Source organism: Streptomyces sp. SID14515, assembly GCF_010548505.1.
GTDB classification, from domain to species: Bacteria; Actinomycetota; Actinomycetes; order Streptomycetales; family Streptomycetaceae; genus Streptomyces; species Streptomyces caviscabies.
Genome location: NZ_JAAGMH010000081.1, coordinates 90749 through 104263, shown reverse-complemented (window position 1 = coordinate 104263; position 13515 = coordinate 90749). Strand labels below are relative to the sequence as shown.

Genomic DNA, 13515 nt, shown 5'->3' with positions numbered 1-13515 from the left:
GCCGCGTCACACGCGTGCACTGTGTGGACGGGCCCCGCAACCTTTCGAGGTGCGGGGCCCGTCCTCGTATCCGTAAGGCCCCATGCCTGTCAGTGCCCTATGACACTGTTGTGCGGGGGGCGAAGGACGATACGAGGGGTGGACGGGTACATGAGGACGAGCACGGCACGACGCATGGGCACGGCTCTGGCCGCCGCGGCGGCCCTGACGTCGATAGCGGCCTGCAGCGGCTCCGACAGCTCGGGCGGCTCCGGCGGTTCCGGTTCGGACAAGGCGGGCGCCGTCTCCAAGGCGAGCCCCGTGGCCGCGCTGAAGCAGGTGCAGCAGAAGACCGGCGGCGCCCAGTCCGCGAAGGTCGAGGGCACCACCGAGATGGGCGACACCATGTCCATGAAGCAGTCCGGGGCCATCGGCTGGTCCGACGGCCTCTCGGGCGCGCTGACCATCACGTACACCGGCGGCACCATGGGCGACGCCCTGAAGCAGGCCGGCGGCGACGGATCGGTAGAGGCCCGCTACTTCAAGGACGAGTACTACGCCAACATGGGCGACGCCATGGCGGCCAACCTCGGCGGGAAGCACTGGATCCGGTATTCCTACGAGGACCTCGCCGAGCTGGGCGGCGCCTCCGGCGACGTCATGAAGGACCAGATCCAGAACAGCACGCCCGAGCAGGGCGTGAAGGCGCTCCTGGCCTCCGGGGACGTCAAGAAGGTCGGCCAGGAGGACGTCCGCGGGGTCTCCGCGACGCACTACTCCGGCACGGTCGACGTGGCCGACCTGACCGCGAAGAACAGCGACCTGGACGCGAAGCAGCTGGCCGCGTTCAAGGAGCAGCTGGCGCTGGCCGGGGTGACCACGCAGACCGTCGACATCTGGGTCGACAAGAACGATCTGCTGGTGAAGAAGACCGAGCGCGGTGAGATGAAGACCGGCTCGTTCAACTCGACGCTCTTCTACAGCGACTACGGCACCGAGGTCCCCTCCGAGAAGCCGGCGACCTCGGACACCGTGGACTTCAAGGAGATGCTGAAGCAGGGCGGTACCCCGGGCGGCGCCTCCTGACACCTCCCGCAAGGGACGAACGGGGACGGATTTGCTCCTCCCGCATCCGGTCGCGTACTCTCACCAAGAAGCCAAAGACCGCTGGTCGTCGCTGTGCCTCGTCAGAGGGACGGTGACCGAAGGTTCCGCTAGATCGGACGACCTGCGCAGGTGACTGTGGAACGCTCCCGGACTCTGTTCGGTCGAGCCGCGCCCTGGCACTTGTGCTGGGGCGTTTCGTCTTTCCCGGCCCCTTCTGAGCGGTCCTCATCACCCGGAAGGAGGCCGACGCTCATGGCAAGGCCCGACAAGGCTGCCGCGGTAGCCGAGCTGACGGACCAGTTCCGCAGCTCGAACGCCGCCGTGCTGACCGAGTACCGGGGTCTCACCGTGGCACAGCTCAAGGAGCTGCGCCGTTCGCTCGGTGAGAACGCCCAGTACGCCGTGGTGAAGAACACGCTGACCAAGATTGCGGCCAACGAGGCCGGGATCGACACGCTGGACGACCTGTTCTCGGGTCCGACGGCGGTTGCCTTCGTCACCGGTGACCCGGTGGAGTCGGCGAAGGGTCTTCGTGACTTCGCCAAGGACAACCCCAACCTCATCATCAAGGGCGGTGTCCTTGACGGTAAGGCGCTGTCCGCCGATGAGATCAAGAAGCTCGCGGACCTCGAGTCCCGCGAGGTTCTGCTCTCCAAGCTGGCCGGTGCTTTCAAGGGCAAGCAGACGCAGGCGGCGCAGGTCTTCCAGGCCCTGCCCTCCAAGTTCGTCCGCACCGCGGAAGCTCTTCGCGCCAAGAAGGAAGAGCAGGGCGGTGCCGGTACTCCGGCTCCCGCCGAGGCCGCCGAGTAATTTCGCTCAGCGGTCCAGCGGGCTCCACGTACGCCCGCCGACATATACATCCGGCACCTGCCGAATAGTGGAAGGACGCCTATCATGGCGAAGCTGTCCCAGGACGACCTGCTCGCGCAGTTCGAAGAGATGACCCTCATCGAGCTCTCCGAGTTCGTGAAGGCCTTCGAGGAGAAGTTCGACGTCACCGCCGCTGCGGCCGTCGCCGTCGCCGGTCCCGCCGCGGGCGGCGCCCCGGCCGAGGCCGAGGCCGAGCAGGACGAGTTCGACGTCATCCTCACCGGTGCCGGCGAGAAGAAGATCCAGGTCATCAAGGTCGTGCGTGAGCTGACCTCGCTGGGTCTGAAGGAGGCCAAGGACCTCGTCGACGGCACCCCGAAGCCGGTCCTCGAGAAGGTCGCCAAGGAGGCCGCCGAGAAGGCTGCCGAGTCCCTCAAGGCCGCCGGCGCTTCCGTCGAGGTCAAGTAACACCTCGGGAGTCCTCCGGACTCCCTGGGCGCCGTCAGGCGCCCGAGCCAAGGGCGATCACCCATTCGGGTGGTCGCCCTTCGGCGTGCCCGTGGCGGGTGCCTTGCTCTTCCGCCGACGACGAGTAGGGTGATCTTCGCCGTGCGCCTCTCGCGGGGCCCTCAGGGGCGTCCTGCGGGTATCCCGGGGGTGGCCGGTGAAGGCTCCTGGAGGTCCGATCGGACCGGCGGGCCTTGACGAACCGGACGCGGCGCGCAATTCTCAGGACGCGTCATCACTTCGATCCGTATCCGAGGCATGGATCGAGAGTGAAGAGGGCAGTAAAGAAGAGCGCACCCCGCGCGAGGGCTAGGGCTAGACATAGGTGTTGAGAACAGCTGTTGAGAGCAACGTGGGTCTCTGAGAACCCCGACTGGACATCAGTGTGCCGCTTGGCTACACTGACCCTTTGCGCTGCCTGTTAGCTGCCTCCTGCCCGTCACCAGGGGCATGCCCACGCTGAAGCACCGATGACCGACCCCCTCCGACCTGGTCGTATTGCGACCGATTCGGAACGGCCTGTCTATGTGTCCAGGGTGGGACCGGTACGCGCGTAGTGAGTCCGAGCCCTCGGAAGGACCCCCTCTTGGCCGCCTCGCGCAACGCCTCGACCGCGAATACGAACAACGGTGCCAGCACCGCCCCGCTGCGCATCTCTTTTGCAAAGATCAAGGAGCCCCTCGAGGTTCCGAACCTCCTCGCGCTGCAGACCGAGAGCTTTGACTGGCTCCTCGGCAACGCCGCCTGGAAGGCTCGCGTCGAGGCTGCTCTGGACAGTGGACAAGACGTCCCCACCAAGTCCGGCCTGGAGGAGATCTTCGAGGAGATCTCACCGATCGAGGACTTCTCCGGGTCGATGTCGCTTACGTTCCGCGACCACCGCTTCGAGCCCCCCAAGAACTCGATCGACGAGTGCAAGGAGCGCGACTTCACGTTCGCCGCGCCGCTCTTCGTCACGGCCGAGTTCACCAACAACGAGACCGGCGAGATCAAGTCCCAGACGGTCTTCATGGGCGATTTCCCGCTCATGACCAACAAGGGCACCTTCGTCATCAACGGCACCGAGCGTGTCGTCGTGTCGCAGCTGGTCCGCTCGCCGGGTGTCTACTTCGACTCCTCCATCGACAAGACGTCCGACAAGGACATCTTCTCCGCCAAGATCATCCCCTCCCGGGGTGCCTGGCTGGAGATGGAGATCGACAAGCGCGACATGGTCGGTGTCCGCATCGACCGCAAGCGCAAGCAGTCGGTCACCGTCCTCCTCAAGGCGCTCGGCTGGAGCACCGAGCAGATCCTGGAGGAGTTCGGCGAGTACGAGTCGATGCGCGCCACCCTGGAGAAGGACCACACCCAGGGCCAGGACGACGCACTGCTCGACATCTACCGCAAGCTGCGTCCGGGCGAGCCGCCGACCCGCGAGGCCGCTCAGACGCTGCTCGAGAACCTCTACTTCAACCCGAAGCGCTACGACCTCGCGAAGGTCGGCCGCTACAAGGTGAACAAGAAGCTCGGCGCCGATGAGCCGCTGGACGCCGGGGTGCTCACCACCGACGACGTCATCGCGACCATCAAGTACCTGGTCAAGCTGCACGCCGGCGAGACCGAGACGACCGGCGAGTCGGGCCGGGAGATCGTCGTCGAGACCGACGACATCGACCACTTCGGCAACCGTCGTCTGCGTAACGTCGGCGAGCTCATCCAGAACCAGGTCCGTACGGGCCTGGCGCGGATGGAGCGCGTCGTGCGTGAGCGCATGACCACGCAGGACGTCGAGGCGATCACGCCGCAGACCCTGATCAACATCCGGCCGGTCGTCGCCTCCATCAAGGAGTTCTTCGGCACCAGCCAGCTGTCGCAGTTCATGGACCAGAACAACCCGCTGTCGGGTCTCACCCACAAGCGCCGTCTGTCGGCTCTTGGCCCGGGTGGTCTCTCCCGTGAGCGGGCCGGCTTCGAGGTCCGAGACGTGCACCCGTCCCACTACGGACGCATGTGCCCGATCGAGACCCCCGAAGGCCCGAACATCGGTCTGATCGGTTCGCTCGCCTCGTACGGTCGCGTCAACGCGTTCGGCTTCATCGAGACGCCGTACCGCAAGGTCGTCGACGGTCAGGTCACCGACGACGTCGACTACATCACGGCCGACGAGGAGGACCGCTTCGTCATCGCCCAGGCGAACGCGACGCTCTCCGACGAGCTGCGCTTCACCGAGCCCCGCGTCCTGGTCCGCCGTCGTGGCGGAGAGGTCGACTACGTGCCCGGCACGGACGTCGACTACATGGACGTCTCGCCGCGCCAGATGGTGTCCGTCGCGACCGCGATGATCCCCTTCCTGGAGCACGACGACGCCAACCGTGCCCTCATGGGCGCGAACATGATGCGTCAGGCGGTGCCGCTGATTAAGTCGGAGGCCCCGCTGGTCGGCACCGGCATGGAGTACCGCTGCGCCACCGACGCCGGTGACGTCCTCAAGGCGGAGAAGGACGGTGTGGTCCAGGAGGTCTCCGCGGACTACATCACCGTCACGAACGACGACGGCACGTACACCACGTACCGCATCGCCAAGTTCATGCGCTCCAACCAGGGCACCTCGGTCAACCAGAAGGTCGTCGTCTCCGAAGGCGACCGGATCATCGCCGACCAGGTGCTCGCCGACGGACCGGCCACCGAGAACGGTGAGATGGCCCTCGGCAAGAACCTACTCGTGGCGTTCATGCCGTGGGAGGGTCACAACTACGAGGACGCGATCATCCTGTCGCAGCGCCTCGTGCAGGACGACGTCCTCTCCTCGATCCACATCGAGGAGCACGAGGTCGACGCCCGTGACACCAAGCTCGGCCCGGAGGAGATCACCCGGGACATCCCGAACGTCTCCGAAGAGGTCCTCGCCGACCTCGACGAGCGCGGCATCATCCGGATCGGCGCCGAGGTCGTCGCCGGCGACATCCTCGTCGGCAAGGTCACGCCCAAGGGCGAGACCGAGCTGACCCCCGAGGAGCGCCTGCTCCGCGCGATCTTCGGTGAGAAGGCGCGCGAGGTGCGCGACACCTCGCTGAAGGTGCCGCACGGTGAGATCGGCAAGGTCATCGGCGTCCGCGTCTTCGACCGCGAAGAGGGCGACGAGCTGCCGCCGGGCGTGAACCAGCTGGTCCGCGTCTACGTCGCGCAGAAGCGCAAGATCACCGATGGTGACAAGCTCGCCGGCCGTCACGGCAACAAGGGCGTCATCTCCAAGATCCTGCCGATCGAGGACATGCCGTTCCTGGAGGACGGCACCCCGGTCGACATCATCCTCAACCCGCTGGGTGTCCCGTCCCGAATGAACCCGGGACAGGTCCTGGAGATCCACCTCGGCTGGCTCGCCAGCCGCGGCTGGGACGTCTCCGGCCTCGGTGACGAGTGGGCCCAGCGCCTGCAGGCCATCGGCGCCGACCAGGTCGCCCCCGGCACCAACGTCGCCACGCCCGTCTTCGACGGTGCGCGCGAGGACGAGATCACCGGCCTCTTCCAGGCCACGATCCCCAACCGCGACGGCGACCGGCTGGTCCAGCCCTCCGGCAAGGCCCAGCTCTACGACGGCCGCTCCGGCGAGCCGTTCCCGGACCCGGTCTCGGTCGGGTTCATGTACATCCTCAAGCTGCACCACCTGGTCGACGACAAGCTGCACGCGCGTTCGACCGGCCCGTACTCCATGATCACCCAGCAGCCGCTGGGTGGTAAGGCACAGTTCGGTGGTCAGCGCTTCGGTGAGATGGAGGTGTGGGCCCTTGAGGCTTACGGCGCCGCATACGCCCTCCAGGAGCTCCTGACGATCAAGTCCGACGACGTGACCGGCCGCGTGAAGGTCTACGAGGCCATCGTCAAGGGCGAGAACATCCCCGAGCCCGGCATTCCCGAGTCCTTCAAGGTGCTCATCAAGGAAATGCAGTCGCTCTGCCTCAACGTGGAGGTGCTGTCCTCGGACGGCATGTCCATCGAGATGCGCGACACGGACGAGGACGTCTTCCGCGCGGCGGAGGAACTCGGTATCGACCTGTCCCGGCGCGAGCCGAGCAGCGTCGAAGAGGTCTGACGGGCCGGCCGGCCGCCTCATCCCGAGGCGGCCGGCCCTCCCCGGACCCGTTCAGACCATTGATTGAGACGAGACCCCGAAAGAGGGATTGACGACAAGTGCTCGACGTCAACTTCTTCGACGAGCTGCGGATCGGCCTTGCCACCGCGGACGACATCCGGACCTGGTCGCACGGCGAAGTGAAGAAGCCGGAGACCATCAACTACCGCACGCTCAAGCCCGAAAAGGACGGACTCTTCTGCGAGAAGATCTTCGGTCCGACCCGGGACTGGGAGTGCTACTGCGGCAAGTACAAGCGTGTCCGCTTCAAGGGCATCATCTGCGAGCGCTGCGGCGTCGAGGTCACTCGCGCCAAGGTGCGTCGTGAGCGGATGGGCCACATCGAGCTTGCCGCTCCCGTCACCCACATCTGGTACTTCAAGGGCGTTCCCTCGCGCCTCGGATACCTGCTGGACCTCGCGCCGAAGGACCTCGAGAAGGTCATCTACTTCGCCGCGTACATGATCACGTTCGTGGACGAGGAGCGTCGTACCCGCGACCTGCCGTCCCTGGAGGCCCACGTCTCCGTCGAGCGCCAGCAGACCGAGAACCGCCGCGACTCCGACCTGGAGGCCCGCGCCAAGAAGCTCGAGACCGACCTGGCCGAGCTGGAGGCCGAGGGCGCCAAGGCCGACGTACGCCGCAAGGTGCGCGAAGGCGCCGAGCGTGAGATGAAGCAGCTGCGCGACCGTGCGCAGCGCGAGATCGACCGCCTCGACGAGGTGTGGAGCCGCTTCAAGAACCTCAAGGTCCAGGACCTGGAGGGCGACGAGCTGCTCTACCGCGAGCTGCGTGACCGCTTCGGCACGTACTTCGACGGCTGCATGGGCGCCGCCGCGCTGCAGAAGCGCCTGGAGTCCTTCGACCTCGACGAGGAGGCCGAGCGCCTCCGCGAGATCATCCGTACCGGCAAGGGCCAGAAGAAGACCCGTGCGCTCAAGCGCCTCAAGGTCGTCTCCGCGTTCCTGCAGACCAGCAACAAGCCCAAGGGCATGGTGCTCGACTGCGTGCCGGTCATCCCGCCGGACCTGCGTCCGATGGTGCAGCTGGACGGTGGCCGCTTCGCGACCTCCGACCTGAACGACCTGTACCGCCGTGTGATCAACCGCAACAACCGCCTCAAGCGTCTCCTCGACCTCGGCGCCCCCGAGATCATCGTGAACAACGAGAAGCGGATGCTGCAGGAGGCCGTCGACGCGCTGTTCGACAACGGCCGCCGCGGTCGCCCGGTCACCGGTCCCGGTAACCGCCCCCTGAAGTCCCTGAGCGACATGCTCAAGGGCAAGCAGGGTCGTTTCCGTCAGAACCTCCTCGGCAAGCGTGTGGACTACTCCGCGCGTTCCGTGATCGTCGTCGGTCCGCAGCTCAAGCTGCACCAGTGCGGTCTGCCGAAGGCGATGGCGCTGGAGCTCTTCAAGCCGTTCGTGATGAAGCGCCTGGTGGACCTGAACCACGCGCAGAACATCAAGTCGGCCAAGCGCATGGTCGAGCGTGGCCGCACCGTCGTGTACGACGTCCTCGAAGAGGTCATCGCCGAGCACCCGGTGCTGCTGAACCGTGCGCCCACCCTGCACCGCCTCGGCATCCAGGCCTTCGAGCCGCAGCTGGTCGAGGGCAAGGCCATCCAGATCCACCCGCTCGTCTGCACCGCGTTCAACGCGGACTTCGACGGTGACCAGATGGCCGTGCACCTGCCGCTCTCCGCGGAGGCGCAGGCCGAGGCCCGCATCCTGATGCTGTCCTCGAACAACATCCTGAAGCCGGCCGACGGTCGTCCCGTCACCATGCCGACCCAGGACATGGTGCTGGGTCTCTTCTTCCTCACCACGGATGAAGAGGGCCGCAACGTCAAGGGCACGGACCGCGCGTTCGGCTCCACGGCCGAGGCCACCATGGCCTTCGACGCCCGCGAGCTGTCGCTCCAGGCGAAGGTCGACATCCGCTTCCCGGTCGGCACCATGCCGCCGCGTGGCTGGGTGCCGCCGGTCGCCGAGGAGGGCGAGCCGGAGTACCAGCCCGGCGACACCTTCCGGCTGCGGACCAGCCTGGGCCGCGCGCTCTTCAACGAGCTGCTGCCCGAGGACTACCCGTTCGTCGACTACTCGGTGGGCAAGAAGCAGCTCTCCGAGATCGTCAACGACCTGGCCGAGCGCTACCCCAAGGTCATCGTGGCGGCGACGCTCGACAACCTGAAGGCGGCGGGCTTCCACTGGGCGACCCGTTCGGGCGTCACCGTGGCCATCTCCGACGTCGTCGTGCCCGAGGCCAAGAAGGCCATCGTCAAGGGCTACGAGGACCAGGACGAGAAGGTCCAGAAGCAGTACGAGCGCGGTCTGATCACCAAGGACGAGCGCACGCAGGAGCTCATCGCGATCTGGACCAAGGCGACCAACGAGGTCGCCGAGGCGATGAACGCGAACTTCCCGAAGACGAACCCCATCTTCATGATGGTCGACTCGGGCGCCCGAGGAAACATGATGCAGATGCGTCAGATCGCGGGTATGCGTGGTCTGGTGTCGAACGCCAAGAACGAGACGATTCCTCGTCCCATCAAGGCGTCCTTCCGCGAGGGCCTCACCGTTCTGGAGTACTTCATCTCCACGCACGGTGCCCGTAAGGGTCTGGCGGACACCGCTCTGCGTACCGCCGACTCGGGTTACCTGACCCGTCGTCTGGTGGACGTCTCGCAGGACGTGATCATTCGCGAGGAGGACTGCGGCACCGACCGCGGCCTCAAGCTGAAGATCGCGGTCAAGGGCGCCGACGGCGTGCTCCGCAAGACGGAGGACGTCGAGACCTCGGTCTACGCCCGCATGCTCGCCGAGGACGTCGTGGTGGACGGCAAGGTCATCGCGCCTGCCAACGTCGACCTCGGTGACGTCCTGATCGACGCCCTGGTGGGCGCCGGCGTCGAGGAGGTCAAGACCCGCTCGGTCCTGACCTGTGAGTCCGCGGTCGGCACCTGTGCCTTCTGCTACGGACGCTCGCTCGCCACCGGCAAGCTGGTCGACATCGGTGAGGCGGTCGGCATCATCGCCGCCCAGTCCATCGGTGAGCCCGGTACCCAGCTGACGATGCGTACCTTCCACACCGGTGGTGTGGCCGGTGACGACATCACCCAGGGTCTGCCCCGAGTCGTCGAGCTCTTCGAAGCCCGTACGCCCAAGGGTGTCGCCCCGATCTCCGAGGCCAAGGGCCGCGTGCGGATCGAGGAGACCGAGAAGACCAAGAAGCTCGTCGTCACCCCGGACGACGGCAGCGACGAGACGGCGTTCCCGATCTCGAAGCGTGCCCGTCTGCTCGTGGGCGAGGGCGACCCGGTCGAGGTGGGCCAGAAGCTCACCGTCGGTGCGACCAACCCGCACGACGTGCTGCGCATCCTCGGCCAGCGTGCGGTCCAGGTCCACCTGGTCGGCGAAGTCCAGAAGGTCTACAACTCGCAGGGCGTGTCGATCCACGACAAGCACATCGAGATCATCATCCGGCAGATGCTCCGCCGCGTGACGATCATCGAGTCCGGCGACGCGGAGCTGCTTCCGGGCGAGCTGGTCGAGCGGTCGAAGTTCGAGACCGAGAACCGTCGTGTGGTCACCGAGGGCGGTCACCCCGCCTCCGGCCGTCCGCAGCTGATGGGTATCACCAAGGCCTCGCTCGCCACCGAGTCGTGGCTGTCGGCGGCGTCCTTCCAGGAGACGACCAGGGTCCTGACCGACGCGGCGATCAACGCCAAGTCGGACTCCCTGATCGGCCTCAAGGAGAACGTCATCATCGGTAAGCTCATCCCGGCCGGTACGGGTCTGTCCCGCTACCGCAACATCCGGGTCGAGCCGACCGAGGAAGCCAAGGCCGCGATGTACTCGGCCGTCGGCTACGACGACATCGACTACTCGCCGTTCGGCACCGGCTCCGGCCAGGCCGTTCCGCTGGAGGACTACGACTACGGTCCGTACAACCAGTAAGCGAGTCGCTTGAACGACCGGAGGGCGGTCACCCCGTACGTAACGGGGTGGCCGCCCTCCGGCGTGTGCGGGGGAGCCGGGCGGATCAGCGTGGCGGCTCCAGAAAGCGCTGAAGATGGTGGAGACGAGTCGCGAGATCGGGGTGGGAGTCCAGCAGATGTGTCCGCCTCCCCCTTCGAGCACGCTTGGGCACCGAGGCCGCTCGAACAGGTACGTCAGGGCGGGACGTTCCGAGGTCCTCGCCTGACTGCAAGGCTTCTATCAACATCGGGGCGAAGCCCAGCGACGCCGCATGCCGATCCGCCCGCAGCTCTGCGCGTCGGCCCACGGCCGCCATGGCGTAGGGCAGAGCGAGGAGCGACAGAGGGGCGGCAAGCAGGGCGGTGGCGGAGCCGAACATCATGACCGCGAATGCAGCGGTGAGGGCGAGCGTGATCAGGAAGGCGGCCCGTCGGGTGGCGGCGGCACGCACGAGCATCGACCGCACCGCGCGGCACACGGCCCGGCCGGGCAGGGCGTACCAATACCCCAGCAGTCCGGCCCAGCTGTGGCCCCCCGTGTGGTGACCGAGTTCGTGGGCCAGGACGGCAGCGAGCTGGCCACTCGGCAGATGATCCACCGCGTGCTTGGTGACTCCGACGATGTGGCCCGCCGCTGCGTAGGCGTTGAGTTCGTGGCTGTCCTCGACCCACAGGCGGTAGCGCGTCCCGTCGACACCCGCCCGCCCGGTCACTTCACGCCAGACCGGTTCAAGGCGCAGGAGTTCGCCAGGAAGCGGGTAGCGCAGTCTCAGCACCCGCCGGGCGAAGAGACTCTCCGAGGGGCCGTGGAACACCAGAGCTCCTGAGGCGAGCCACAGGAGAACGAGGGCCCACAGAGGGACTCCCCACCCGAACTCCAGGAGCCAGGCCGTCAGGGTCACGGTCACGAAGCTGAGGAGAAAGCTCGGCAGGTACAGGGCCAGCTGCCCCAGTGCGGCGGCGTCCATCCGTCGTTGCCGTGCGGAGAAGTGCAACCGGTCGCCGGCGGTGTGGCGGTAGTCGAGGTCGTCGGATTCGTGGTGTGGCAGGCCGAAGTCGGGTGCGCACGATGGCCGTTCTTCGTGGTGCGACGGTTCGCGAGGCTGCTCGTACATGTCCATCCTCGGGTGTGGGGAGGTCAGCCGATGACCACGGAGGCGGGAAGCAGCAGGGCGCCCAAGCAGAAGGCCAGGAGCCCCGCCCGTATCCACTGGTGCTTGCGTGTCGCGATCCGGCTCGTCTCCGTGAGCGCGGTCAGGAGCGAGGCCATCGGCAGACGCTCCGTGACTGCCAGCGCCTCCGGCAACCGGCCCTGACGTACGGCTCGTTGGATATCGCCGAAGTACGTGAGCGGCGAACCCGGAGTCCAGGTGCTCACGCGATAGCGGGGCAGCACCGCCATCAGCAGGAACAGCAGAGCGACGGTGAGGACGGCTGTGCCGACCCACCACAGGCATGTGCCGGTGCGTGACAGATGGTCCGGCGTCCAGTCGCGGCCGACCAGGACACCGCTGAGGACGCCGCCGCTCATGCCCAGGGCGGCGACCACGACGGCCGCTTTGCTGTCGGCGCGGGCGATCTCCGCCCGAAGGTCGGCCAGAAGACGGGTCGCGGTTTCGAGCCCTGGGGCGGGCCCCAGCTCCGGCGGGAACGAGGGCGGGGATGAGGAGTTCATCGTCCGTCGTCCCTCCGTACCGTCTCGTCGCCGACCGGTTCGGGCTTCGGGGCCCCGCGGGGCGGTGGTGTGTGGGGATCCTCCTTCGGGAGGGAGGGCCACCCGCTGCCGGACGTGCGACCGCGGGGAGGCTGCCAGCCGGGGAACATGCTGGGGGACTCGACCGGCACTGTCTCTTCGTAGGCATCGTTGACATCCAGTGCCGCACCTTCACCGACAGGGGCTGTGGAGTGTTCCGTTCCGACGGGCCCCGCGGCCGCCAGGGGCAGCCTCGGCAGCCCGGGCCCCTGTTCCGGGGCCGCTCCCGGCAATTGCTGGTTGAGGATGTCGTGCAGGGCCCGGAGCGCCAGTTCCTTCGGCCCCTCCAGTTCGTGGCCCTCGGCCTCGTCCCCCTCCAGCAACTTGGCCACCATGTCCGCCTTGGCGCGGATCATGTTCACCTGGTCCTCTCGCAGGCTTTGCACGACCAGGCGTGAGTCCTCCGGATGCTCGGCCAGGTGCAAGGCCCACGCGCGGACCCCGCCCTGCTCCAGCTGCCGCCGGTAGAACTCGACTTTCGCCAGGTCCCCGTCGCGGAGCTCTGTCTGCCACTGCTGCTGGCGCAGGAGGAGTTCATGCCGACGCTGGGCGTAGGCCAGTTCACGCTCGATCGCCAGCTCGTCGCGCCGCCTCTCGCGGCGGTCGATCTCTTCATCCTCGGCCATGCCGCGCAGATGACCTCGGATGCGCTCGGTGGCCGTGTGCTCGATGGTCTGCAGACGACGCTGATGCTCGATGCCGGCCTGATCCCGGTTCAGCTTGAGCGTCCAGGTCACGAGGAGGCCCACAGAGGCACCGAGCCGCAAGCGGGCTCGTAGGGACCGGCCCACTTCGGCTTCGGCCTTCGAGCTCTCTGTCACCAGGAAGGAGCGTGTCAGCGATCGTGCCGTCCGTTCCAGCTCACTCAGCAACAGACGTGGCACGTCGCGGAGACCGGAGGCGACGAACACCGCCGGGTCGCTCACCTGCCAGGTCAGGTCCACCATCGCTTCGAACTGCAGGGCATCGTTGGAGCTCGGCAGGGAGAGCTTCAGGCGAAGAGGATGAAGGCCCATGTCCACCTCGTAGACCGAGGTGTAGCGCCTGCTGATGACCTCCCTGCGCGACGGCCGCAGCGGGGGCAGGCAGGTGACGTACGAGCCGGAGGGTGTGGAGAAGACCAGAGCGTGGTCGATACGGGTGAGCCGACGCGGGACGAAGCCGAGGCGGGGAAGCTGCCGTACGGTCAGCACCGGATCCTTCAACGTCGAGTGCCGGTTGGCTTGTTGGTCCCAATCGGGTGAGCGGCGGAAGTGAGTCATGGCGCAG

At 67.0% G+C, this 13515-nt stretch carries 8 protein-coding genes; 5 read left to right on the top strand and 3 right to left on the bottom strand.

Annotation, left to right across the window (positions count from 1 at the left end):
- The first annotated feature begins 150 nt into the window (after positions 1-150).
- The 5 genes from G3I54_RS17380 to G3I54_RS17360 all read left to right on the top strand — a co-directional run bounded on the left by G3I54_RS17380 (position 151) and on the right by G3I54_RS17360 (position 10473).
- A complete protein-coding gene (locus G3I54_RS17380; RefSeq protein ID WP_164615714.1) occupies positions 151-1065 on the top strand; it encodes a hypothetical protein in 915 nt (304 codons plus the stop codon).
- Between the two features lie 273 nt (positions 1066-1338).
- On the top strand, positions 1339-1896 hold the full coding sequence (gene rplJ, locus G3I54_RS17375; protein WP_003966997.1) for a 50S ribosomal protein L10: 558 nt from the start codon (positions 1339-1341) through the stop codon (positions 1894-1896).
- An 84-nt stretch (positions 1897-1980) separates the two neighbouring features.
- On the top strand, positions 1981-2364 hold the full coding sequence (gene rplL, locus G3I54_RS17370; protein WP_003966996.1) for a 50S ribosomal protein L7/L12: 384 nt from the start codon (positions 1981-1983) through the stop codon (positions 2362-2364).
- Between the two features lie 625 nt (positions 2365-2989).
- Positions 2990-6475: a DNA-directed RNA polymerase subunit beta gene (gene rpoB / locus G3I54_RS17365; protein ID WP_164615712.1), complete on the top strand. Its 3486-nt coding sequence runs from the start codon at positions 2990-2992 to the stop codon at positions 6473-6475.
- Between the two features lie 98 nt (positions 6476-6573).
- Positions 6574-10473 carry a DNA-directed RNA polymerase subunit beta' gene (locus tag G3I54_RS17360; RefSeq protein WP_164615710.1) on the top strand — a complete coding sequence of 1300 codons (3900 nt, stop codon included), beginning with the start codon at positions 6574-6576 and terminating at the stop codon, positions 10471-10473.
- 85 nt (positions 10474-10558) lie between these two features.
- On the opposite strand, the gene G3I54_RS17355 is transcribed toward G3I54_RS17360, so the two are convergent.
- From G3I54_RS17355 to G3I54_RS17345, 3 genes are read right to left on the bottom strand one after another with little or no spacing between them, the layout of a single operon-like run.
- Positions 10559-11608: a M48 family metalloprotease gene (locus G3I54_RS17355; RefSeq protein WP_164615708.1), complete on the bottom strand. Its 1050-nt coding sequence runs from the start codon at positions 11606-11608 to the stop codon at positions 10559-10561.
- Positions 11609-11631: 23 nt separating this feature from the next.
- Positions 11632-12168, bottom strand: a complete 537-nt coding sequence (locus G3I54_RS17350) for a Pycsar system effector family protein (RefSeq protein WP_164615706.1) — start codon at positions 12166-12168, stop codon at positions 11632-11634.
- Positions 12165-13508, bottom strand: a complete 1344-nt coding sequence (locus G3I54_RS17345; protein ID WP_164615704.1) for a hypothetical protein — start codon at positions 13506-13508, stop codon at positions 12165-12167. The genes G3I54_RS17350 and G3I54_RS17345 overlap by 4 nt, the downstream gene beginning before the upstream one ends.
- Positions 13509-13515 lie beyond the last annotated feature (7 nt).